The following is a 22794-nucleotide window of genomic DNA, read 5'->3' on the forward strand; positions in this document are numbered from 1 at the left end:
GTCAGTTGGCGCCGAAAGGATGCTTGACGTCGTTGCGCTTGGCGACGACCTCGGCGGCCTTCGGCTCGCCCTTGATGGCGCGGGCGATGGCTTCCTTCGTGGCCTGATAGTTGTACTCTTGGATCTTCTTGTCGTCGTTGGCGTCCCAATGGATGAACACGCCGACCGAGATGAAGACGTCATCGGCCTCGGCGAGCGGGATCACGCCCTCGGCGACCGAATCGGCGACCGCCTTGGCGACGCCGGCCTGCGCCGGTCCGAACATCTGAACGGCCTGCTTGGCGTTCTTGATGGTGACCTTGTTGAACAGGATCGTGTTGGGCTTGGCCAGCAGGTTCGGCGCGACGACGGCGAGCAGCGTCGTGAAGCCGTCCTTGTTGTTGACGAGCGCATTGGCGAAAGCGGTCTCGGCCGCGCTGCCGCGCGGTCCGATCAGCAGGTCGATGTGAGCGACTTCATTGCCTTCGCCGACGAGCGACTCGCCGATCATGAGCTTGTTGATCAGGGCCATTTTCTCTTCTTCCTTATCGACATGTCGCTTCGGAGACTCCGAGCCGTTCTCGGCGCCGCGCTGTCGAAGACGCGCCGCCGTCATCAATCATTTCCGCATGACAGCGGCAAGTCGGGAGGACACCTTCGGGAGGAAACCCTCGGGACCAGACCGAACTTGCGCGCTTCTCAGAGAAGGCTGCGCGCCAGCGCGAAAGCGTGGCGGAAATCGAGGCGCAGAGGCTTGTCGGAATTGGTCATCTGCCGGAAGAGGCCGGCCTCCGTTCCGTATTTGATGTCGCCGATGGCGAGCGCGCCTATGCCGAGCGCGCCCGACGGCAGCTCGACGCCCTTGTCGTGCAGCTTGACGCCCTCGACGCCGAGCGGCGGCACGGCGTTGACGTCCGCGGCGATGAGCAGCGATTTGGCGGCGGCGAGGTCTTCCGCGGACAGCACCTGCACGCCGGCGCGGGCCGCGCAGAGAGCGATCTCATGCTCGACGAGGAGAGCGCGCACCTGCTCGGACTTGCTGCCGTCGGCCGGCGTCACCTTCACGCCGAAGCGCTTCTCGATCTCCTCGGCCTGGACGGTCACGCGGTCGAGGCCGCTATAGCCGACGATCGTCACCTCGGCGCCCTCGAGCGCGGCGATGACCGCGGAGGAATAGCCGACGACGCCGGTCGCGCCATAGACGACGATCTTGGCGCCCTTGAGCTCGCGGCCCTTTTTCTCGCGCAGCACCTTCTCGACGAAGGCGACCATGGCGCCGGCGGTGGTGAAGGAGCCATAAGGGTCGGCGAAGAGCGATATCTCGAAGGGCTTCAGCAGCGCCTTCTCGGCGGCGTCCAGCATGTCGAGCGCGAGCACGGCGTCACGGCCGGCGAAGAAAATTCCGGTGCGCAGGGCGGCCGAGGGAGCGCGGGAGAACATCGCGTCCTGCACCAGAGCCGCCACCTCGTCGAGAGTGACATTCGTGTAGGGGATCGCCACGTCGAAGCCCGCGTCGATCGCCATGTTGACGTCGAACGGGCTCATATGCTTCAGCGTGCTCAACATATGAAGGATCGATTTGGCGGCCATGGGAAATTCCTAACCTTTCTGTCCTTGCCGGCGCGCGAGCGCGCTGCGCCTCGCGTGACGCCCGAGCTTAGCCAAGCTTTCGGATGAGCGATACCGGGACGGCGGGCGCGGGCGGAGCCCGGTCTCGAATGGCGAGACGCATAGACCGCAGAACGGGGCGAATGTCCAGCCTATTGTCCCGGCCCTGGACAGCGGAAGCGGGAGGCAGGCGGCCCTCAATAACCGAAGGGCGAGGACCCGAAGGAGGAGCCGGCGCCCGGCGGATCGAAGCGATAGCCGTCGGCGCCCCAGACCGGCGCGGGGCGGACCGGCGCGGCATAGGCGGGCGCGGCATAGACGGGGGCGGCGACCGGCGGCGCGTAGGCCGGGCGGCGGGAGGAGCGCTTCGCCTCGGCGGGAGCGGCGGCGAGAAGCGCGCCGGCGAGGAGGACGATCGCAAAGCCGCCGATTTTCATGATTCATCCCCTCCATGGACCGCAGATGCGGCTCCGCTGGGGAAAATCGGGCGGCGCCCGGCGGCGTCAAGGGTGGCGCGACGACGGCTTTCGCCCGCGTTTCCCCGCATCTCTTATTGCCATCGGCTCGAGCTGGGCGCATTCTTCGCGCCCATGTCGGACGAGGCGTCTCTACTCGCGGCCAACGCCGCTTATTATCGAGCCTTCGTCGCCGCGGACCTGGATGGGATGGCGGCGATCTGGGGCGATGAGGAAATCTGCTGCATCCACCCCGGCTGGCCGCCGATCTTCGGGCGCGAGCAGGTGCTGGCCTCCTTTCGCGAGATTTTGCGCAACCCCATGCAGGACCCGGTTCTGCGCCGCAGCGAGCGCGCGCTGCTCTGCGGCTCCGAGGGACGCATCGTCTGCATAGAGATGGTCGGCCAGACGGCGCTGGTCGCCACCAATTGCTTCCGGCTCGTCGACGGGGCGTGGCGGCTGGTGCATCATCAGGCGAGCCCGCTGATGGTCCAGAGCGAGCCGCCTCCGCCGCCGCAGGCGCCGCCGACGCGCTCGCTGCATTGAAGGTTCGCAGGATCGCCGAAGGTTCACATGATCGCCATGAAGGCGACATCCCCTGTTGACCTTTCGCCGCCCCTGCCTCTATAAGACCGCCCAACCAAGGGCTCGCCCCCCGGGGCGCGGGGTCTTTGCGCGAATTTCATGTCATACGGCCATCGAATGGCGCGGGCTCCCGCGCTCTGCGCCGATCGAAAGGAAAAGACCATGTCCCGCCGTTGCGAACTGACCGGCAAAGGCGTGCAGACGGGCAATCTCGTCAGCCACTCCAATCACAAGACCCGCACCCGCTTTCTGCCCAATCTGGTCAATGTGACGCTGGCCTCGGACGCGCTGGCGCGCTCCGTCCGCCTTCGCGTCTCGGCGGCGGCTCTGCGCTCGGTCGAGCATCGCGGCGGTCTGGACGGCTTCCTCGTCAAGGCGCGCGACACGGAGCTCTCCGACGACGCCCGCGCGCTGAAGCGCGAGATCGTCAAGAAGCTCGCCACCGCCAGCGCCTGATCTCGACGGCCACGGGATGCGAGCCTTTTAAGGCTCGCTCTCTTCCGAGAACGAAGACAAATAGACCCCGCGCCCTGGGCAAGAGCGCGGGGTCTTTCCCGTTTTGGCCGCCCTTGCCGACGCGAGCCCCCAGCCGCGCGCAGGCAATCGCTCCGGGCGGCGTGTCAGCCCCAGATCGACAAAGCTACGCTGAGCAGCAGGGGAAGGGTGGCCAGCGAGAAGATCGCGGCGACGCAGAGAACCCTCTGGACGTCGAGCGGCTCGTGAGACGCCGCGGGCAATCCCGCATTTCGAACTTTGCCAAAGGAAATCATACGCAACTCCCTCGTCACTCTCGGTCGGCCGATCGCTCGGACATCCGATCGTCACTGCACGCGCACCAGACGGTCGCGCCGAAATATTAATGCAACAGCCGCCCTGAAGGTTCCCCGCCGACTCGTTTTCGGCGCGGTTGAGCGCTGGTTGCGAAATTAACTCGACTTAAACTTATTCACCATTCGGTGAATTACGAGAGGCGATTCACGACGACGAGCGCCACCCCGAGCGCCCCCTCCCTCACCCTCCCCCGCTTCGCGGGAGAGGGAAGGCGGCGACGTGACGCGAAATGTCGATGAAGCGCGAAATCTGCTCCCTCTCGCGCGCAGCGGGGGAGGGCTGGGGAGGGGGCGCGGCGCAAACCCGTCACGGCGCCGTGGCGAGGACGCGCGGCCGCGGCGGCGCCGCACGTTGCGGGGCGCGCGCCGGAGCGGGCGCGGCGTTCTCGCTGAACAGCTCGGCGAGCTTTTCCGTCATCGCGCCGCCCAACTCCTCCGCGTCCACAATGGTCACGGCGCGGCGGTAATAGCGCGTCACGTCATGACCGATGCCGATGGCGATCAGCTCGACCGGCGATTTGGTCTCGATCTCCTGAATGACATGCCGCAAATGGCGCTCGAGATAATTGCCCGGATTGACCGACAGAGTGGAATCATCGACCGGCGCGCCGTCGGAGATCATCATCAGAATGCGGCGCTGCTCCTGCCGCGCCAGCAGGCGGCGATGCGCCCAGTCGAGCGCCTCCCCGTCGATATTCTCCTTCAGCAGGCCCTCGCGCATCATCAGGCCCAGATTGCGGCGCGCCCGCCGCCAGGGCGCATCGGCGGCCTTGTAGATGATGTGGCGTATGTCGTTGAGCCGGCCGGGGTTCGGCGGCTTGCCGTCGGCGATCCAGCTCTCGCGCGACTGGCCGCCCTTCCAGGCTTTGGTGGTGAAGCCCAAAATCTCCACCTTCACGCCGCAGCGCTCCAGCGTGCGGGCGAGAATATCGGCGCAGGTCGCCGCCACCGTGATCGGCCGGCCGCGCATGGAGCCGGAATTGTCGAGCAGCAGAGTGACCACCGTATCGCGGAAATTGGTGTCCTTCTCGCGCTTGAAGGAGAGCGGCTGCTGCGGATCGATGACGACGCGCGGCAGGCGCGCGGGATCGAGCATGCCCTCCTCGAGATCGAACTCCCAGGCGCGATTCTGCTGCGCCATCAGCCGGCGCTGCAGGCGATTGGCGAGCCGGCCGACGACAGAGGAGAGATGCAGGAGCTGCTTGTCGAGATAGGAGCGCAGGCGATCGAGCTCCTCGGCGTCGCACAGATCCTCCGCCTTCACCGTCTCGTCGAAGCGAGACGTGTAGGCCCTGTATTCGCCACCGGAACGATCGGCCGAGGAGGTCGGCGGACGCCGCGTCTCCATCGCCTCGTCCACATCGCCGGAGTCGATCTCCTCCAGCATCTCGCTGTCGAGAATTTCGGCGGCTTCGCTCTCGCCCTTCTCCAACGCCTCTTCAGAGGCGGTGGCGGTGTCCATCTCGGAGGAGCCGGACTGCTTGTCCTCCTCGGTCTCCTCGCCCTCGGCCTCGTCGGGGTTTTGCGGTTGGTCCTCGCTCGGCTCCTCGGCGTCCTCCTCGCCTCCCGCGCTCTCGCCCTCGAGCTCGAGCGACGCGAGCAGGCGATGCGCGAGCTGCGCGAAGCCGCGCTGATTCTCGAGCGCCGAGACGAGCTTGTCGAGATCGGCGCCGGCGCGCTCCTCGATCCAGGGGCGCCAGAGATCGACCGCCTTGCGGCCATGCGGCGGCGGCGCAATGCCGGTCAGACGCTCGCGCGCGATGAGCGCCAGAGCGTCCTCGAGCGGCGCGTCCTCGCGCGTCTCGATCTCGGAGAAGCGGGCGCGCTGATAGCGATCGTCGAGCATGGCGCCGATATTGGCGGCGACGCCGTCCATGCGGCGCGAGCCGATCGATTCGACGCGCGCCTGCTCCAGCGCATCGAAGGCGGCGCGGGCGTCGGGAGATTGCGGCTGCACGCGGCGATGGACCGCCTCATCGTGGCAGGCGAGGCGCAGAGCGATGGAATCGGCGTGGCCGCGCACAATGGCGGCGTCCTGGGCGGTGAGCTTGCGCGGCGGCTCCGGCAGGCGCGCCTTGGCCTTGTCGTCGGCGCCGAGCAGCATGGCGCGCTCCGGCGAGAAGGAGACTTCCAGCTCCGAACGCTTGGCCATGGCGCGCATCGCGCCGGCGACGGCGCGCTTGAACGGCTCTTGCGGAGCCTCCTTCGGCGAGGCAGGTTTGCGATTGGTTGCCATGGAAGTCCGTTCGATCGTGAGCTCTGCGCCCGCCTTCGGGCGAGCGAGCCTATATAGCCTATGCCGGATCGACAGTTATGAAAATCGCCGAAGACGAAATCACCCGCGGATTCCGACAACGCGCGAGTTTCTCGTTAACTATCAGCTATTTCGGTCGGCATATGACGGAGCGATGACATGATTTCAATCTAAGATGTTGAATTGTTTACTGTTTTTTCAAGGCTTCCGGTCAATTTCTCGCGCCGAAAGCCCCCGAATCCGAGCCGAGCCATGCATGAGACCGCCTCCCGATATGGAGTCGTCACCGAATTTCGCGACGTCGACGAGCTGTGCTTCAAATGGCAGGTCGAGGCGCCGGTCGGCGGCCTGCCGCCCTATGAGCAGATCGCGCTGGGCAGCCTCGGCCGGCTCGCCGACGATCTGGCGCTGGCCGGGCGCGACGAGGACGGCGGCTTCGCGTTCTTCTATGGCGGCGGCGCCTTCGAGGCCTGGCTGGGCGCGTCGCTGCGCGGCCTGCGGCTCGACGCGCTGGAGCGCAATTACCGCGACGCCATCGGCGAGGCTCTCGAGGCGGCCTGCGCGCGCGGAGCGCCGGCGGCGACGATCGCACGCAGCATTCGCGGCGGCCTGGTGCAAACTTGCGAGATCGTCGTCTTCCCGCTGTCGAGCCATTGGGGCGCGACGCTGTTTCTCGTTTTCGCGCGCGAACGGGCCTCCAAGCACGATCTCGTCGATGCGATCTATCGCGCCACCGACGGCGGGCTGGCGACGCTCGCCGCCGTCCACGCCGGCCGCGACATAATCGATTTCATCATTGTGAGCCTCAACGCCAGCGCCAGCCGATTCTTCGGCGGCGCCGAGCGCGATCAGCAATGGCGGCGCATCAGCGAGATCGTCCCGGCCTGGATGACCGACGGGACCTTCGAACGCTTCTCCGCCATTTTCCATTCGGCGCTCCCCGACACATTCGAGGTCGCGCATCGCTCGGCCGAGGGCGTCGCGATGCATTTGCGGCTCTCCGCCGCGCCCATGGGCGATCTCGTCGGCGTGACGCTCACCGACGTCACGCCGCTGAAGGCGCGCGAGGCCTCCTTCCGCCTGCTGTTCGAGAGCAATCCCATGCCCATGTGGGTGCATGATCCGCAGAGCCTGCGCATCATGGCCGTCAATGACGCGGCGGTCGCCCATTACGGCTATGCGCGCGAGCGCTTTCTCCGCTCCACCTTGCTCGATCTCTATGCGGAGGAGGAATGGCCGGCGGTGACGATCGCCCATGAGAGCGCGGCCAGTCGCCGTCCCTCGGACCGCATATGGATCAATCGCACAGCGGAGGGGCGCGAGATAAAGGTGCAGAATTACGCGCGCGAAATCTCCTTCGACGATCGTCCGGCGATATTGCTCGCCATCGTCGACGTCACCGAGCAGCGCGAGCAGGCCGCCCGCATCGCCCATCTCGCGCATCACGATCCGCTCACCGGCCTCGCCAATCGCGCGCTCTTCCGCGCGCGGCTGACGGAGGGGCTGCAGCGGCTCGAGAGCGGCGCGGAGAGCCTCTGCGTGCTCTATCTCGATCTCGACGGCTTCAAGGATGTGAATGACGCCTTTGGCCATCCGGTCGGCGATCGGCTGCTGATCGCCGTCGCCGAGCGTCTGCGCGAGACTCTGGCGCCGGGCGACATGGTGGCGCGCGTCGGCGGAGACGAGTTCGCCATCGTCCAATCGGGCGCCGGAGCGAGCGAGGCGGACCGTCTCGCCGAGCGCATCGTGAGCGCGGTGAGCGTCCCCTATGAGGTCGACGGCCATGCGGTGACAGTCGGCGCCAGCGTCGGCATTTCGGTCGCGCCCATCGACAGCGGCGACGCCGATATTCTGCTCAAGAACGCCGACATAGCGCTCTATCGCGCCAAGGCGGACGGGCGCGGCCTGCATCGCTTCTTCGAGCCGGAGATGGCGGCCTCCATTCTCGTGCGGCGCACGATGGAGGCCGATCTGCGCCATGCGCTCGCCGCCGGCGAGTTCGAGATCTATTATCAGCCGCTCGTCGACCTTTTGACCAATCGCATCGTCGCCTCGGAGGCGCTGCTGCGCTGGTTCCATCCCATGCGCGGCTCGATTTCGCCCAATGAGTTCATCCCGCTCGCCGAGGAGACCGGGCTCATCACGCCGATCGGCGAATGGGTGCTGCGCGAAGCCTGCCGCGAGGCGGCGAGCTGGCCGGAGCCGATCGGCGTCTGCGTCAATCTCTCGCCCGCGCAATTTCGCTCGCGCTCGCTGGTGGGCTCGGTCCTATCGGCGCTGGCGGCGAGCGGCCTCGCGCCGCAGCGGCTCGAGCTCGAGATCACCGAATCGGTGCTGCTGGCCGAAAACCACGCCAATCTCGCGGTGCTGCATCAGCTGCGCGGCCTCGGCGTGTGCATATCGATGGATGATTTCGGCACCGGCTATTCGAGCCTCAGCTATCTGCGCTCCTTCCCCTTCGACAAGATCAAGATCGACCGCTCCTTCGTGAAGGAGCTGCCGGAGAATCAGGAGTGCGGGGCGATCGTGCGCGCGGTTGCCGGGATCGGCCAATGTCTCGGCGTCGCCACCGTGGCCGAGGGCGTGGAGACGCATGAGCAATTGGCGCGGCTGCGCGCGGAAGGCTGCACGCAGATGCAGGGCTTTCTGTTCAGCCGCCCGGCCCCGGCGGCGGAGCTGCGGCGCATGCTGGAGAGCGATAATCAGAGATGGGCGGAGGCGATGAGCGCGGCGTGAGCTTTTCCGCCGCGGCGCGCCGTAGAATGGTGGGGGAAGTAGGACTCGAACCTACGAAGGCATAGCCAGCGGATTTACAGTCCGCCCCCTTTGCCGCTCGGGACATTCCCCCAGCTTCTCGACGGACCCTAGAGGATAGGTCCCGCGAGCGACGGCCCCGTGAAGGGCCGGTGAAGCAGGGCGCATATGGGGAATTTGCGTCCCCGCTGTCAACCCGAAAATGACCGAAGGCGTCGCCGGCCCGTCGCCGGCTCAGGACTGGCTCTGCGACTGACCCTGGGCGCGGGCGACGCTGACGCGCACTTCCGCGGTCTCGTCGCCGCCGCCGGAATGGGCGGCGCGAATGGGCGCGGCGCCCAGATGATCCAGCGCCACGGCCACGCGCACATAGCTCTCGTCCGGCGAGGCGCCGCGCGTCGGGTCGAAGCCCACCCAGCCGAGCCCCGCCACATGCGCCTCCGCCCAGGCGTGGACGGCCGCGCCGGCGTCGGCGCGCAGCGCATAGCCGGAGACATAGCGCGCCGGAATCTCGAGGCTGCGCGCGCCGGCGATGAAGACATGCGCCGCATCCTGCGCCGAACCGCGGCGACGCGCGAAGACATCGGCCGCCGCGACGGCGCCGCTCGTCGGTCCCTCCGCCACGACGAAGGCTTCGTGCAGCGCGCCGACCAGCGCGTGGAGCCTGGCCAGCGTCTCCTTCTCGCGCGCCGACGCCGCCAGCGCAAAATCGCAGATTGCGTGATCCGCCTCGGTCAGCGGCGTCTCGCGCAAATAGAGTTCCGGCGGAAAACGCTCGATCGCGCCGCGCGCGACGCCGGCCGTGTCGAAGGTCTCGACCGCTCCTTCGACGACGGTGGTGAGCGCCTCGAGCGGCCCATCGACATAGATGCTGTGCACGACATTGCCGAAAGCGTCCTCGCAGGCGCGCAGGCGGCAGTCGCGATCGACGTCGATGCGCCAGTCGAGAACATGCTGCCCGTCGTAATTGCGGGGGGTGAGCGCCAGCTTTTGAATCGCCGCCTTGGCCGGCTCCGCGTAACGATAGATCGTCTCGCGCCTGACTCTTATGTGCATCTTACACCGCAAAGGGAGCCGGAAACGCCGGCTCCGACACATTTCATTCTAGAAAAGATACTGCTCTGACACCAGAGCCCCCAGCCGTTGATTATCGGCGATGAAGCTCTGAATGAAATCATGCAGGCCATTGTGGAACACATTCTCGATGGTCGCATGCTCGAGCTGGCCGAAGACGGTGCGAGCGTGGCGCTGCGCCGGGCCTTGCTTGCCATGCGATTTGCCGAGGCGGTCGAGATTCTGCACCACGCTCTCATAGCAGGCGATGAGCGAGCGCGGCATCTCCGGCCGCAGGATCAAGAGATCGGCGACGAGCCAGGGCTTCAGACTGTCGCGATAGACCCAATGATAGGCGGTGTGCGCGGAGACGGCGCGCAGGATCGCCGTCCATTGGAAATAGTCGAGCGAGCCGCCGACCGCCTCCGTCTCCGGCAGCAGCACGTGATACTTCACGTCGAGCAGGCGCGCGGTGTTGTCGGCGCGCTCGAGATAGAGGCCGACGCGCGAGAACCAATAGGCGTCGTTGCGCAGCATGGTCCGATGCGCGCCGCCGTCATAGGCGGCGGAGACCTGCTTCACGAAATCGAGAAAGCGCGTCACCTCCTCGGCGGAGCGGCTCGCCTGCTCGAAGGCCTTGAGCTCGAGGAAGGCGCCGTTGATCGCCTCCCACATCTCGACAGTGAGCGCGGTGCGCACGGCGCGGGCGTTGACGCGGGCGAGCTCGATGCAATTGCGGATCGAGCTCGGATTGTCCGGCGAGAAGGCCAGAAATTGCGTGACATTGGCCTCGTCGACCGTCAGCCCCGCCGCGTGAAAGGCGGGCGCGGCGCCGGAGGAGAGCAGCGCGCTCTCCCATTCCGTCTCCACGCCGCCATAGGCCCGCGGCAGCGTGGCGAGGCGCCTGGACGCCTGCAGTATGCGCGCGAGAAAATCCGCGCGTTCCATATATCGGGCCAGCCAGAAGAGGTTGTCTGCGGTGCGTGAGAGCATGAGATCCCGTCGTTTCGGCGCGCTGTTCTTACTGTGAATTCGTCATGCGCGCGCGAGCGGCGCGTCGTCGATGATCCATGTGTCCTTGGTTCCGCCGCCTTGGCTGGAATTCACGACGAGAGAATTCTCCGTCATGGCGACGCGCGTCAAGCCGCCGGGCACCACGCTCGCACCATTGGGACCGTAGAGCACGAAGGGTCTGAGATCGACATGGCGGGGCGCGACGCCGCTCGCTACCGACACCGGGCAGGTGGAGAGGGCGAGCGTCGGCTGGGCGATGAAATTGGTGGGATTGTCGGCGAGCTTGGCCGCGAATTCCGCGATCTGCGCCTTGGTGGCGTGCGGGCCGACCAGCATGCCATAGCCGCCGGAGCCATTGACCTCCTTCACCACCAGCTCGCCCAAATGGTCGAGCACATAGCGGAGCGCCTCCTTCTCGCGGCAGCGCCAGGTGGGGACATTCTTCAGCAGCGGCTCCTCGCCCAGATAGAAGCGGATAACCTCCGGCATATAGGTGTAAATGGCCTTGTCATCGGCCACGCCCGTGCCGACTGCATTGGCGAGCGTCACATTGCCTGCATGATAGGCGCCCATCAGACCGGCGACGCCCAGAGCGGAATCGGGACGGAAGGCCAGCGGGTCGAGGAAGTCGTCGTCCAGGCGCCGGTAGATCACATCGACGCGGCGCGGCCCCTCCGTGGTGCGCATAAAGACGACATCGTCCTTGACGAAGAGATCGCGCCCTTCGACCAGCTCTATGCCGAGCTTGTCGGCCAAGAAGGAATGCTCGTAGAAGGCCGAATTATATTGGCCGGGCGTCAGCAGCACGCTCACCGGATCGGCCCCCGCCCCGCGCGGCGCGGCGGAGCGCAGAGTGGCGAGCAATTGATCGGGATAATTCTCGATCGGCGCGACGCGATGCAGCCCGAAGAGATCGGGCAGCAGCCGCATCATCACCTCGCGATTTTCCAGCATATAGGAGACGCCGGAAGGCGTGCGGGCGTTGTCCTCCAGCACATAGAAACCGTCGTCGTCGGTGCGGATGATGTCTATGCCGGCGATATGCACGAAGATGTCATGCGGCACGCGGCGTCCCGCCATCTCCGGCCGGAAGGCGGGATTGCGATAGACGAGCTCGGAGGGAACCACGCCCGCTTTCAAAATCTCGCCGGGGCCGTAGAGATCGGCGAGGAACAGATTCAGCGCCTTCACGCGTTGAATCAGGCCCTTCTCGAGCTGCGCCCATTCGGCGCGGGCGATGATGCGCGGCAGAATGTCGAAGGGAATGAGCCGCTCGGTCGCCTCCTGCGAACCATAGACCGCGAAGGTGATGCCGATGCGCCGAAACAGAAGCTCCGCCTGCGCCCTGCGGGAGGCGAGAAACTCTGGCTCCACCGAGGTGAGCCATTTGGCGAGCTTTTCATAAGGAACACGGGTCACGCCGTCGACGCCGTCCATCTCATCGAATTTCGCCACCTTCGAAAGCACGTTCTCGCTCTCCCTCGAGGTTTCGGCGAACGGCCGATCGCGCCGGACGATGCGCCTTTGTGGCAGAGCGTGGCAAGAAGCGAGCCAGACGGCTCGAGCGTCGCCGAAACCCTTATCGCTCCATCCCGCCTTCTAATCCGTTTGTCGTTGACAAGCCATGCGCCGCGCATCAAAACCAAAAGCGTCGGCGCGATTTTCGAGTCGCACGGCGATCCACACTTGCGAAGGACTCATGGGCAGTAGCCTCGGCAACAGCCGCCTCGGCGCAGCCGCCGCAGCCTCGTCTGCGCGCGTCGCGCCTCACACAGAAGCCCGCGGCCGAAAGGACCGCGTGAGAGGCGTCGCCAGAGCCTAGCGCTCCACCCGCCGCTCACGCCTTCGGCCGCCACAATGGCCAGAAGGACGAGAGCGATGAAGATGTTTTCCCGCCCCTATCTCAACCTCCGTCTGCGCTCGGCGCAGAGCGGCGTCATTCCCATCGTCGCGCCGGCGGAGCTGCGCGATCTGCGCCTCACCGGACGCCGCATGCGGCCGCGCGCCGCCTGGACGATCGACGCCGCCACACGCCGGCCCGTCTGCCTCTGGGACAAGGAGACGGACACGCCCGGCCGCGCCGAGGATGAGGATGCGCAGAGTCGCCAGCGCGGCTTTTCCCGCCGCCATGCGCGCCTCATCCGATCGATACGCGAAAGGCCCTTTGCGCGTCTCGCATCGCGCGCGATCGGGATATGATAGAGCGCTCTCCGATCGAACGGCGTTCCAACGAAGGATTATGAAAATCCGCGCAGTTCGTCCCGGTCGGCGCTCCCGCCGGGACGAACGGCCCAATGCGCGGCCATCGTCATCAAAACTTCACGACGCTGAACTGTAAAGGCTGCGCTCGTACGTTTTTCCCTTTCGCGCGTGCGACATGAAACTCTGCCAATATGCGAATCGCATAGAAGATCGAACGACGAGCCGATGCATTTCCGACTTCTCGCCGCACTGGCGACGCTGACGTTCGCGCTCCAATGCGCGAGCCCATCGACGGCCGCCGACAAGCCGTCCGAGACGCCCGCATTCACATCCCCGCCCGCATTCACATGGGCGGGACTGCATATCGGAGTGAACGCCGGCGGCGGCCTGCCCATTGCGAGCGGCGGAACGCTGCAGGCCGGCAGCGGCTTCACGAGCGGCGCCTTCGACCTCGCGGCGCCGAACCGCGACCGCGCCGGAGCGAGCTTCGGCGCGCAGATCGGCTATGACTGGCAGCATGGCCCTTGGGTCTATGGCCTCGAGACGGATTTGAATTTTCTCGGCCTGCGCCGCGCCTCCACCGGAATTTTTCCAGCGCCGGCCGCCTATCGGCCGCTCGGGATCACGGCCTATGGGCTGACCTCGGACGAAAATGGCGATTACTTCGCCAGCATTCGCGCGCGCCTCGGCTACGCCTTCGACCGCACGCTGCTCTACGCCACTGGCGGAATCGCCGCCGGCGGCTGGCGCGGCGCGTCCAATCTCGTCTTTTATGACGCGGGGGCGCTCGGCCTCTTCTTCGCGCCGCTCTCCAAATCCTCGCGCATGAAATATGCGATCGGCGGCGGGATCGAGCAGGCGCTCGACGACCATGTCTCGGCGCGGCTCGAATATCTCTATGTGAACCAGCAATTGCAGAACCGCGTCTACGACAATAATTTCTCCTTCCAATTCGCCGCGCGTCAACGCAGCGAGGCGCATGTGCTGCGTCTGGGCCTGAACTATCGCTTCGATCCGCAGGAGGAGGCGCGCGGAGACGCCAAGAGCGACGACGAGAAGACGTCCGACACGGCGAAGAGCGAGGACGCCGCGGGCGACGAAGAGAAAGCGAAAAAGGGCGGCAAGAAAGGCAAGCGCGCGGAAAAGGCGAAAGACAAGGAAAAGAAAGAAGAGAAGGACGACAAGAAGGACGAGGAAATCTACAGCTTCCACGGTCAGACGACCGCGGTCGTGCAGGGCTATCCCAAATATCCCGCGCTCTATTCGGGGACGCACAGCTTTCCGCCCAAGGGCCTCGCCGACGCCGGCTCGACCAGCAATCTGTTCGTCGGCATACGCCTTTGGAAAGGCGCCGCCGTCTATCTCAATCCCGAGGTCGATCTCGGCTATGGCCTCGCCAATTCCGTCGGCGCCGCCTCTTATGTGAACGGCGCCGTAGCGAAAGTCGGACGCGCCGCGCCCTATATGCGTTTCCAGCGTTATTTCCTGCGCCAGATCATCGGGCTCGACGGCGGCGAGAAAGTCGAAGATCCCGAAACGGGCTCCTTCAACGAGGTGCTGGAATCGACGCAGAATCAGCTGTCGGGCAAGGTCGACAAGGATCGGCTGATCCTCACCATCGGCAAGTTCAGCGTGCCCGATATTTTCGACGACAACAAATACGCCCATGATCCGACGACGGGCTTCATGAATTTCGGCGTCAACACGCTCGGGGCCTTCGATTACGCCGCCGATTCATGGGGCTACACCTATGGCGCCGCGCTCGAATGGAAGCAGGATTGGTGGAGCGCGCGCGGCGGCCTGTTCCAGCTCTCCGAAATTCCCAACGGCCCCTCTATCGAGCCGCAGATCGGCCGCCAATTCATGGGCGTCGCCGAATTCGAGGCGCGCTACGATCTCTTCGAGCAGCCGGGCGTGATCAAATTCCTGGCCTTCGCCGACAATGGCAATCTCGCCAAGGTACAGGACATCATCGACTTCGCTTATCTCACCGGCAATTTTCCGCCGGATGTGAATAACCCATGGATTCGCAAGCGCCATGTGAAGGTCGGCGGCGGCGTCAATGTGCAGCAGCAGCTCTCCAAGGAGGTCGGCGTCTTCCTGCGCGCCAGCATGTCCGATGGGCGCTTCGAGACGGTGGACTACACCGACATAGACCGCTCGCTCTCGACCGGCTTCACCGCCGCCGGCGCGCTGTGGGGCCGCGACAAGGACGAGATCGGCGGCGCCATGGTGTTCTCCGGCCTCGCCGGCCCGCGCGTGAGCTATTTCGGCCTCGGCGGAACCAGCGTCTATATCGGCGACGGCGGCCTCTCCTACGCCGGCGAGAAAGTGTTCGAGACCTATTACAAATACAATGTTCGCGACGGAGTCGAGCTGACGCTCGACTATCAGCTCATCGGCAATCCCGCGCACAATAGCGCGCGGGGGCCGGTCAATGTCTTCGGCCTGCGGTTGCACGCGCAATTTTGAGCGCGACGCTCGACACGCATCGAGGAGGGCGGCGTCAGTCTTCGGCGTCCGGAAGCGTCTCGAATTCGTAGTCGGGGACGCCCCAGACGAATTGCCTTTCTCCGAAGCGCACGTCCAGGCGGTAGGCCCCAGCGTCGCCTTCCCATAGGATGCGATAACGACAGATCACGGAACCGATCATGTCCGGCGATATGCCCATACGCCGTGCAACGACGGAGCCTGACCGGAAGCGAACTTTTTGCCCCGCACGCATGACTGACGAGAGGCAATTCTCGGGCCGCATCGATAGAGCGGATCGAAAAAGCCGACCCAACGCCCGACCAGCGCGATCGGTCCAGAGAGCAGGCAACAATTGCTTTCTGAGGTCTTGCGGCGAGCGCGACGTAGACATAAATTCGGTAGAATTATCCCTGCGGGCCAATCGCGGACGTCGCGGCTCTCCAAGAGCCTACCCTCGTCCTCGCGGGCTCGAATAATCGCAAGAGGGGGGCGGGAAATGCAGTCCGTCGAGGAATTTCTGGCCTATACGATCAAGCTCGAACAGGACGCCGCCAGCCGATTCGGGCAATTGGCGGATGCGATGGACGCATCGGGAAATCGAGAGGTCGGAAAGCTGTTTCACAGATTGTCGAACGCGTCTCGCGCGCATTTGAACGAAGCGCGGGCTCGTTCCGGCTTCCGCGAAATTCCCGTCATGGAGCCCCGCGACTTCATGTGGCCGGATGAGGAAAGCCCCGAGAGCGCGGCGATCTGGGCCGCCGACCCGCTCATCGGCCGCAGACAGGCGCTGGAGGTCGCGCTGGCAGCGGAAACGGCGGGGCTCGAATATTACAGGAATATCTTCGTCACGACGACCGACCCGGAAATCAAGATGCTGGCGAGGCAGTTCGTCGACGAAGAGAGCGGCCACGTCACGGCTCTGCAAAAGTCGCTCGCAATATAGGGGCCGGAGAACGCCGGCCCGGCCCCGCCACAGACTGGATCGGATCATAGTCGGGGAACCCCACTCACGCGGCGTCGCTGCAGCCGCTGCCGAACAGGATAACGCCGCTCCGCGAAACGGCACCTTCACTCTGCTCTGGCTGCAGGCCGGCAGCTGCGGCGGCTGCACGATGGCGGCGCTGGAGCGCGGCGCTTCCGGCTGGTTCGAGGAGCTGCGCGGCTTCGGCATACGTCTGCTCTGGCATCCGAGCGTCAGCGAGGAGACCGGCGAGGAAGCCCGCGCCATTCTCGCCCGCGTCGAGAGCGGCGAGGAAAGGCTCGGCGCGCTCTGCATAGAAGGCTCGATCCTCCACGGCCCGGAGGGCACCGGCCTCTTCAACAAGCTCTCCGGCACCGGACGCAGCATGCTGGATTGGGCGCGCGCTCTGGCGCCGCGCGCAGATTATTGCGTGGCGGTGGGAAGCTGCGCCGCTTTCGGCGGCGTGCCGGCCGGCGCGCCCGACCCCACCGACGCCAGTGGGCTGCAATATTCCGGCGTCGATATGGGCGGGGCGCTCGGCCCCGATTATCGCTCGGTCAAAGGGCTGCCGGTCGTCAATGTCTCCGGCTGCGCGCCGCATCCGGGCTGGATCATGGAAACGCTGCTCGCGCTGTCGCTCGGCCGTTTCACGCAGGCCGATATGGACGATTACGGCCGGCCGCGCATTTTCGCCGACCATCTCGCCCATCACGGCTGCAGCCGCAATGAATTCTATGAGTTCAAGGCCAGCGCCGAGGATGTCTCCGAGCGCGGCTGCCTGATGGAGCATTTGGGCTGCAAGGCGACGCAGGCGGTGGGCGACTGCAATCAGCGCGCCTGGAACGGCGGCGGCTCCTGCACCCAAGCGGGCTCGACCTGCATCGCCTGCACCTCGCCCGGCTTCGAGGCCACGCGCGGCTTCCATCGCACGCCCAAGATCGGCGGCATTCCGGTCGGCCTGCCGCTGGATATGCCGAAAGCCTGGTTCGTCGCGCTCGCCGCCCTCTCCAAATCGGCGACGCCCAAGCGCGTGCGCGAGAACGCCCGCAGCGACCACGTCGTCCGCGCGCCGACGCCGGGGGCAGAGAAGAAGAAGCCATGAGCCGCATAATCGTCGGGCCGTTCAATCGCGTCGAGGGCGATCTCGAGGTGACGCTCGACGTCGAGAATGGCGTGGTGCGCGAGGCGCGCGTCTCCGCCTCGCTCTATCGCGGCTTCGAGCAATTGCTGCTCGGCCGCCCGGCCGCCGACGCTCTGGCGATCGCGCCGCGCATCTGCGGCATTTGCTCGGTCTCGCAATCTCTCGCCGCCGCCGCCGTGCTGCGCGCCGCCCAGCCGATCGCGCCCGCGCCCAATGGGCTTCTGGCCACCAATATCGCCCATGCGGCGGAGAATATCGCCGACCATCTGACGCATTTCTACGTCTTCTTCATGCCGGATTTCGCCCGCGCCGCCTATGCCGGGCGGCCCTGGCATGCCGCCGCCGAGGCGCGCTTCAAAGCCGTCTCCGGCGCGGCGCTGCGCGAGGCGCTGCCAGCGCGCGCGCGCCTACTGGAAACGATGGGGCTGATCGCCGGCAAATGGCCGCACAGCCTCGCCTTCCGCGCCGGCGGCGTGACGCGGGCGCTGGCGCTCGGCGACGAGATGCGGCTGCGCGCGCTGCTCGCGGATTTTCGCGGCTTTCTCGAGCGCACGCTCTTCGCCGCGCCGCTGGAGGCCGTGACCGCCCTCTCCACCATCGAAGAGCTCGATCGCTTCGCGGACAGCGCCGCCGGCGATTTTGCGGCCTTTCTCCGCATCGCCCGCGATCTTCGCCTCGAGGAGATGGGACGCGGCCCCGGCCTGCTGCTCTCCTCCGGCGCCTATTTCGGCCCGGAGGGCCATCGCTTCCCTGCCGGCCTCCTCGACACGAAGACGGGCGGCCTGCGCGAGCCGCCGCTCGATCATATCGAGGAGGATGTCTCCCACGCCTATATGCGCGACACCGCCGCCGATCCCGCCCTTTCCGACACGCTGCCGGATATTCACCGCGAGGGGGCCTATAGTTTCGCCAAGGCGCCGCGGCTCGAGGGCCGCGCCGTGGAGGTGGGGGCGCTGGCGCGTCAGGCGGTCGCCGGCCATCCGCTGATCCGCGATCTGCTCGCGGGCGGCGGCTCCACCGTCCTCGCCCGCATCGTCGCGCGCGTCCTCGAAATCGCGCTGCTCGCGCAGGCGATGGAGGATTGGACCCGCGCGCTGGCGCCGAGCGAGCCCTATTGCGCGCCCGACGCGCCGCTCGCCGACGGCGCCTTCGTCGGCTTCGTCGAGGCGGCGCGCGGAACGCTCGGCCATTGGGCGAGCTTCCGCGACGGCCAGATCGAGCGCTATCAGATCATCGCGCCGACGACCTGGAATTTCTCGCCGCGCGACGCCGCCGGCGCTCCCGGCCCGCTGGAGCAGGCGCTCGCGGGTCTTTGCGTCGGCGAAGACGGCGCGACCAATGTCGCGGTGCAACATATCGTGCGCTCATTCGACCCCTGCATGGTCTGCACGGCGCATTGACTGTCTAGACTCTTTCCGCGACTGGAAAGCCGCTTCTCCTCGCAGAGCCCTCCGCGAGCGAAGAGATTTTCGGCAATCGCCTGAGAGCCTGGAAAGATTCTCCTTATCCTCGCGCTGGCCCACAACTTGCGCTCTTTTGGGCAAGCGGCGCCGTCGCGCGAATGCCGCATTGCACAAGGGTGGGGAAAATATGGCCGCCATCGAAACCTTCTACGACGTCATTCGCCGTCAGGGCGTCACGCGCCGCAGCTTCACCAAATTCTGCTCGCTCACCGCGGCGAGCCTCGGCCTCGGTCAGACCGCCGCCACGCAAATGGCGCAGGCGCTGGAGACCAAGCCGCGCATTCCGGTGATCTGGATGCATGGGCTGGAATGCACCTGCTGCTCGGAGAGCTTCATCCGCTCGGCGCATCCGCTGGCCAAGGATGTCGTGCTGTCGATGATCTCGCTCGACTATGACGACACGATCATGGCCGCAGCCGGACATCAGGCCGAGGCGATACTGGAAGAGACGAAGGAAAAGTACAAGGGCAAATATATTCTGGCCGTCGAGGGCAATCCGCCGCTGAACGAAGGCGGCATGTTCTGCATCGACGGCGGCAAGCCCTTCGTCGAAAAGCTGAAATGGATGGCCGAGGACGCCATGGCGATCATCGCCTGGGGCGCCTGCGCCTCCTGGGGCTGCGTGCAGGCGGCCAAGCCCAATCCGACGCAGGCGACGCCGATCGACAAGGTCATCAAGGACAAGCCGATCATCAAAGTGCCGGGCTGCCCGCCCATCGCCGAGGTGATGACCGGCGTCGTCACTTACGTCACCACTTTCGGCAGGCTGCCGGAGCTCGACCGGCAGGGCCGGCCGAAAATGTTCTACTCGCAGCGCATCCACGACAAATGCTATCGCCGCCCGCATTTCGACGCCGGCCAATTCGTCGAGGAATGGGACGATGAGGCGGCGCGCAAGGGCCATTGCCTCTACAAAATGGGCTGCAAGGGTCCGACCACCTATAACGCCTGCTCCACCGTGCGCTGGAACGGCGGGGTCTCCTTCCCCATCCAGTCCGGCCATGGCTGCATCGGCTGCTCGGAAGAGGATTTCTGGGACAAGGGCTCCTTCTACGACCGGCTGACCAAGATCAACCAGTTCGGCATAGAGCATAACGCCGATGAGGTGGGCCTCGCGGCCGCGGCCGTCGTCGGCGGCGCCGTCGCCGTCCATGCGGGCGTCACCGCGGTGAAGCGCATCACGACCAAGCACGAAGGGTGATTTGAGCAAGAGATGCTTCGCAACGAGGAACCGATGATCGCCCCACCGTCATTGCGAGCGCAGCGAAGCAATCCAGAGCCGCGGGGCGACCTCTGGATTGCTTCGTCGCTTCGCTCCTCGCAATGACGGTTCTAGGTCCAGCGCACGCGAAGCGATCAGGCGGAAGTCGTATCAGACGCCGCCCGCACAGGGAGGGCTCCGAGAAGCCACGCTTCAGAGCCTTCCGCATCATGAACGAAACGCAAAGAGCGCCGACTGCAACGGCCGATCTCGAGGAAACGCGATCATGGGCATTCAGACGCCGAACGGCTTCAATCTCGACAATTCCGGCAAGCGCATCGTCGTCGATCCGGTCACGCGCATCGAGGGTCATCTGCGCGTCGAGGTCAATGTCGACAAGAACAATGTGATCCGCAACGCGGTCTCGACCGGCACCATGTGGCGCGGCATCGAGGTCATCTTGAAGGGCCGCGATCCGCGCGACGCCTGGGCCTTCACGCAGCGCATCTGCGGCGTCTGCACCGGCACACATGCGCTGACCTCCGTGCGCGCGGTGGAGAACGCCCTCAACATCAGCATTCCGGAGAACGCCAACTCCATCCGCAATATGATGCAGCTGGCGCTGCAGGTGCACGATCATCTCGTGCATTTCTATCATCTGCATGCGCTCGACTGGGTCGATGTGGTCTCGGCGCTCTCCGCCGATCCCAAGGCGACCTCGGCGCTGGCGCAGTCGATCTCCGATTGGCCGCTGTCCTCGCCCGGCTATTTCAAGGATCTGCAGATCCGCCTGCGGAAATTCGTCGAATCGGGACAGCTCGGCCCGTTCAAGAACGGCTATTGGGGCCATGCGGCCTATAAGCTTCCGCCGGAAGCGAACCTCATGGCCGTCGCGCATTATCTCGAGGCGCTCGATTTCCAAAAGGAGATCGTGAAGGTCCAGACGATCTTCGGCGGCAAGAATCCGCATCCGAACTGGCTCGTCGGCGGCGTGCCTTGCGCCATCAACGTCGATGGCAATGGCGCGGTCGGCGCGATCAATATGGAGCGCCTCAATCTGGTGACCTCCATCATTCAGCAGTCGATCGAATTCGTCGAGAAGGTCTATGTGCCGGATGTGCTCGCCATCGGCTCCTTCTACAAGGACTGGCTCTATGGCGGCGGCCTCTCCGGCAAGAATGTCATGGCCTATGGCGATATTCCCGAGCACGCCAACGACTTTTCCCCCGGCAATCTCGGCCTGCCACGCGGCGTGATCCTCAATGGCAATCTGAAAGAGATTTTCCCGGTCGATCACACCGACCCGGAGCAGATCCAGGAGTTCGTCACCCATTCCTGGTACAAATATCCGGACGAAACCAAGGGGCTGCATCCCTGGGACGGCGTCACCGAGCCCAATTACAAGCTCGGTCCCAACGCCAAGGGCACGCCGACCAATATTCAGGAGCTGGACGAAGCCGGCAAATATTCCTGGATCAAGGCGCCGCGCTGGCGCGGCAACGCCGTCGAGGTGGGGCCGCTGGCGCGCTATATCGTCGGCTACGCCCAGGGCAAGGCGGAGTTCAAGGAGCCGACCGACGAGTTTTTGAAGAAGCTCGGCGTTCCGGTCACGGCGCTGTTCTCGACGCTCGGCCGCACGGCGGCGCGCGCGCTGGAGGCGCAATGGGCGGTGCGCAAGATGGAGCACTTCCAGAACAAGCTGATCGCCAACATCAAGGCCGGCGATTCCTCCACCGCCAATATCGACAAATGGAACCCGCAGGCCTGGCCGAAGGAGGCCAAGGGCTTCGGCTTCACCGAGGCGCCGCGCGGCGCGCTCGCCCATTGGATCAAGGTGAAGGACGGCAAGATCGAGAATTACCAGTGCGTCGTGCCGACGACCTGGAACGGCAGCCCGCGCGATCCCAAGGGCAATATCGGCGCCTTCGAGGCCTCGCTGATGGACACGCCGCTGGCCGATCCGCAGAAGCCGCTGGAGATTCTGCGCACCATCCACTCCTTCGACCCCTGCCTCGCCTGCTCCACGCATGTGATGAGCGAGGACGGTCAGGAGATGACGCAAGTCAAGGTTCGCTGAGGAGGCGAGGTCATGACCGAGGCGACGCAAATCCATGGCGTGCTCGACGCTCACGGCGAAAAAGCCGCCGAGCTGCAGAGCGTCTATGTCTATGAGGCGCCGGTGCGACTCTGGCACTGGATCAATGCGGCGGCGATCATCGTGCTGGCGACGACGGGCTATTTCATCGCCTCGCCGCTGCCTTCGACTCCGGGCGAAGCGAGCTCGCAATTTCTGATGGGCTATATTCGCTTCGCCCATTTCTCGGCGGGCTATGTGCTCGCCGTGGCGCTGCTCCTGCGCATCTATTGGGCTTTCGTCGGCAATGAGCACGCCAAGCAGATTTTCTATCTGCCGGTGTGGGACCGCCAATGGCTCTCGGGCGTTCTCTATGAGGCGGGCTGGTACGCCTTTTTGGTGAAGCGGCCGAAGAAATACATCGGCCATAATCCGCTCGGCCATCTGGTGATGCATCTCTTCATGCTCAACCTGGCCTTTCTGGTGGTGACGGGCTTCGCGCTCTATTCCGAGGGCGCCGGCCGCGACAGCTGGCAGTACAAGCTGTTCGGATGGGTGTTCGCGATCTGGCCGAACAGCCAGGACGTCCATACTTGGCATCATCTCGCCATGTGGGGCGTCGTGCTCTTCGTGATCATCCACATCTACACCGCCGTGCGCGAGGATATCGTCTCCCGCCAGAGCCTCATCTCCTCGATGATCTCCGGCGAGCGCGTGTTCCGCGACGAAGCCGACAAGTGACGCCATT

At 65.4% G+C, this 22794-nt stretch carries 18 protein-coding genes and 1 tRNA gene; 11 read left to right on the forward strand and 8 right to left on the reverse strand.

Features of this window, described 5'->3' with window-relative positions; translation table 11 throughout:
* Position 1 precedes the first annotated feature (1 nt).
* The 3 genes from fae to EDE12_RS00505 form a co-directional block, all read right to left on the reverse strand.
* The gene (gene fae / locus EDE12_RS00495; RefSeq protein ID WP_026600040.1) at positions 2 to 511 is read right to left on the reverse strand and encodes a formaldehyde-activating enzyme; all 510 of its coding nucleotides are present in this window, start codon (positions 509 to 511) and stop codon (positions 2 to 4) included.
* A gap of 167 nt (positions 512 to 678) precedes the next feature.
* The gene (locus EDE12_RS00500) at positions 679 to 1569 is read right to left on the reverse strand and encodes an NAD(P)-dependent methylenetetrahydromethanopterin dehydrogenase (protein ID WP_024878523.1); all 891 of its coding nucleotides are present in this window, start codon (positions 1567 to 1569) and stop codon (positions 679 to 681) included.
* A 215-nt stretch (positions 1570 to 1784) separates the two neighbouring features.
* Positions 1785 to 2024, reverse strand: a complete 240-nt coding sequence (locus EDE12_RS00505) for a hypothetical protein (RefSeq protein WP_024878522.1) — start codon at positions 2022 to 2024, stop codon at positions 1785 to 1787.
* Between the two features lie 72 nt (positions 2025 to 2096).
* Between EDE12_RS00505 and EDE12_RS00510 the strand changes: the two genes are divergently transcribed.
* Complete coding sequence (locus tag EDE12_RS00510) at positions 2097 to 2588, forward strand: nuclear transport factor 2 family protein (protein WP_245267216.1); 492 nt, start codon at positions 2097 to 2099, stop codon at positions 2586 to 2588.
* 201 nt (positions 2589 to 2789) lie between these two features.
* Positions 2790 to 3083, forward strand: a complete 294-nt coding sequence (rpmB, locus tag EDE12_RS00515) for a 50S ribosomal protein L28 (RefSeq protein ID WP_024878520.1) — start codon at positions 2790 to 2792, stop codon at positions 3081 to 3083.
* A gap of 681 nt (positions 3084 to 3764) precedes the next feature.
* On the opposite strand, the gene cobT is transcribed toward rpmB, so the two are convergent.
* Positions 3765 to 5693: a cobaltochelatase subunit CobT gene (cobT, locus tag EDE12_RS00520; protein ID WP_024878519.1), complete on the reverse strand. Its 1929-nt coding sequence runs from the start codon at positions 5691 to 5693 to the stop codon at positions 3765 to 3767.
* Positions 5694 to 5963: 270 nt separating this feature from the next.
* Between cobT and EDE12_RS00525 the strand changes: the two genes are divergently transcribed.
* Positions 5964 to 8447 (forward strand): EAL domain-containing protein, encoded by a 2484-nt coding sequence (locus tag EDE12_RS00525; protein ID WP_026600038.1) that lies wholly within the window; start codon positions 5964 to 5966, stop codon positions 8445 to 8447.
* Positions 8448 to 8474: 27 nt separating this feature from the next.
* On the opposite strand, the gene EDE12_RS00530 is transcribed toward EDE12_RS00525, so the two are convergent.
* From EDE12_RS00530 to EDE12_RS00545, 4 genes are all read right to left on the reverse strand, one after another.
* Positions 8475 to 8559, reverse strand: a tRNA-Tyr gene (locus EDE12_RS00530).
* Positions 8560 to 8699: 140 nt separating this feature from the next.
* Positions 8700 to 9521 carry a transglutaminase family protein gene (locus EDE12_RS00535; protein WP_024878517.1) on the reverse strand — a complete coding sequence of 274 codons (822 nt, stop codon included), beginning with the start codon at positions 9519 to 9521 and terminating at the stop codon, positions 8700 to 8702.
* Between the two features lie 48 nt (positions 9522 to 9569).
* Positions 9570 to 10511 carry an alpha-E domain-containing protein gene (locus EDE12_RS00540; protein ID WP_026600037.1) on the reverse strand — a complete coding sequence of 314 codons (942 nt, stop codon included), beginning with the start codon at positions 10509 to 10511 and terminating at the stop codon, positions 9570 to 9572.
* A 42-nt stretch (positions 10512 to 10553) separates the two neighbouring features.
* Entirely contained in the window at positions 10554 to 11999 is a 1446-nt protein-coding gene (locus EDE12_RS00545; protein ID WP_024878515.1) for a circularly permuted type 2 ATP-grasp protein, read from the reverse strand.
* Positions 12000 to 12410: 411 nt separating this feature from the next.
* On the opposite strand from EDE12_RS00545, the gene EDE12_RS00550 reads away from it, so the two are divergent.
* The 8 genes from EDE12_RS00550 (at position 12411) to cybH (ending at position 22787) form a co-directional block, all read left to right on the forward strand.
* Positions 12411 to 12731 (forward strand): hypothetical protein, encoded by a 321-nt coding sequence (locus tag EDE12_RS00550; RefSeq protein ID WP_024878514.1) that lies wholly within the window; start codon positions 12411 to 12413, stop codon positions 12729 to 12731.
* A 228-nt stretch (positions 12732 to 12959) separates the two neighbouring features.
* Positions 12960 to 15206 (forward strand): carbohydrate porin, encoded by a 2247-nt coding sequence (locus EDE12_RS00555; protein WP_026600036.1) that lies wholly within the window; start codon positions 12960 to 12962, stop codon positions 15204 to 15206.
* Between the two features lie 496 nt (positions 15207 to 15702).
* Positions 15703 to 16149 (forward strand): ferritin family protein, encoded by a 447-nt coding sequence (locus tag EDE12_RS00560; RefSeq protein ID WP_024878512.1) that lies wholly within the window; start codon positions 15703 to 15705, stop codon positions 16147 to 16149.
* 130 nt (positions 16150 to 16279) lie between these two features.
* Positions 16280 to 17269, forward strand: a complete 990-nt coding sequence (locus EDE12_RS00565; RefSeq protein WP_026600035.1) for a HupU protein — start codon at positions 16280 to 16282, stop codon at positions 17267 to 17269.
* A complete protein-coding gene (locus EDE12_RS00570) occupies positions 17266 to 18708 on the forward strand; it encodes a nickel-dependent hydrogenase large subunit (RefSeq protein WP_026600034.1) in 1443 nt (480 codons plus the stop codon). Before EDE12_RS00565 ends, EDE12_RS00570 begins: the two co-directional genes overlap by 4 nt.
* Positions 18709 to 18898: 190 nt before the next feature.
* Positions 18899 to 19972 (forward strand): hydrogenase small subunit, encoded by a 1074-nt coding sequence (locus tag EDE12_RS00575; RefSeq protein WP_026600033.1) that lies wholly within the window; start codon positions 18899 to 18901, stop codon positions 19970 to 19972.
* Between the two features lie 286 nt (positions 19973 to 20258).
* The gene (locus EDE12_RS00580; protein ID WP_026600032.1) at positions 20259 to 22049 is read left to right on the forward strand and encodes a nickel-dependent hydrogenase large subunit; all 1791 of its coding nucleotides are present in this window, start codon (positions 20259 to 20261) and stop codon (positions 22047 to 22049) included.
* A 12-nt stretch (positions 22050 to 22061) separates the two neighbouring features.
* Positions 22062 to 22787 carry a Ni/Fe-hydrogenase, b-type cytochrome subunit gene (gene cybH, locus EDE12_RS00585; RefSeq protein ID WP_026600031.1) on the forward strand — a complete coding sequence of 242 codons (726 nt, stop codon included), beginning with the start codon at positions 22062 to 22064 and terminating at the stop codon, positions 22785 to 22787.
* Positions 22788 to 22794 lie beyond the last annotated feature (7 nt).

The sequence above is a fragment of the Methylosinus sp. sav-2 genome, assembly GCF_004366495.1.
GTDB lineage: Bacteria > Pseudomonadota > Alphaproteobacteria > Rhizobiales > Beijerinckiaceae > Methylosinus.

What these genes read in the sequence shown, in the direction of transcription:
- EDE12_RS00535 (WP_024878517.1), bottom strand. Translation starts at nt 9,521, where the DNA reads ATGCACATAAGAGTCAGGCGCGAGACGATCTATCGTTACGCGGAGCCG.
- fae (WP_026600040.1), bottom strand. Translation starts at nt 511, where the DNA reads ATGGCCCTGATCAACAAGCTCATGATCGGCGAGTCGCTCGTCGGCGAA.
- EDE12_RS00570 (WP_026600034.1), top strand. Translation starts at nt 17,266, where the DNA reads ATGAGCCGCATAATCGTCGGGCCGTTCAATCGCGTCGAGGGCGATCTC.
- EDE12_RS00575 (WP_026600033.1), top strand. Translation starts at nt 18,899, where the DNA reads ATGGCCGCCATCGAAACCTTCTACGACGTCATTCGCCGTCAGGGCGTC.
- EDE12_RS00540 (WP_026600037.1), bottom strand. Translation starts at nt 10,511, where the DNA reads ATGCTCTCACGCACCGCAGACAACCTCTTCTGGCTGGCCCGATATATG.
- cybH (WP_026600031.1), top strand. Translation starts at nt 22,062, where the DNA reads ATGACCGAGGCGACGCAAATCCATGGCGTGCTCGACGCTCACGGCGAA.
- EDE12_RS00500 (WP_024878523.1), bottom strand. Translation starts at nt 1,569, where the DNA reads ATGGCCGCCAAATCGATCCTTCATATGTTGAGCACGCTGAAGCATATG.
- EDE12_RS00550 (WP_024878514.1), top strand. Translation starts at nt 12,411, where the DNA reads ATGAAGATGTTTTCCCGCCCCTATCTCAACCTCCGTCTGCGCTCGGCG.
- EDE12_RS00525 (WP_026600038.1), top strand. Translation starts at nt 5,964, where the DNA reads ATGCATGAGACCGCCTCCCGATATGGAGTCGTCACCGAATTTCGCGAC.
- EDE12_RS00505 (WP_024878522.1), bottom strand. Translation starts at nt 2,024, where the DNA reads ATGAAAATCGGCGGCTTTGCGATCGTCCTCCTCGCCGGCGCGCTTCTC.
- EDE12_RS00555 (WP_026600036.1), top strand. Translation starts at nt 12,960, where the DNA reads ATGCATTTCCGACTTCTCGCCGCACTGGCGACGCTGACGTTCGCGCTC.
- rpmB (WP_024878520.1), top strand. Translation starts at nt 2,790, where the DNA reads ATGTCCCGCCGTTGCGAACTGACCGGCAAAGGCGTGCAGACGGGCAAT.
- EDE12_RS00580 (WP_026600032.1), top strand. Translation starts at nt 20,259, where the DNA reads ATGGGCATTCAGACGCCGAACGGCTTCAATCTCGACAATTCCGGCAAG.
- EDE12_RS00560 (WP_024878512.1), top strand. Translation starts at nt 15,703, where the DNA reads ATGCAGTCCGTCGAGGAATTTCTGGCCTATACGATCAAGCTCGAACAG.
- cobT (WP_024878519.1), bottom strand. Translation starts at nt 5,693, where the DNA reads ATGGCAACCAATCGCAAACCTGCCTCGCCGAAGGAGGCTCCGCAAGAG.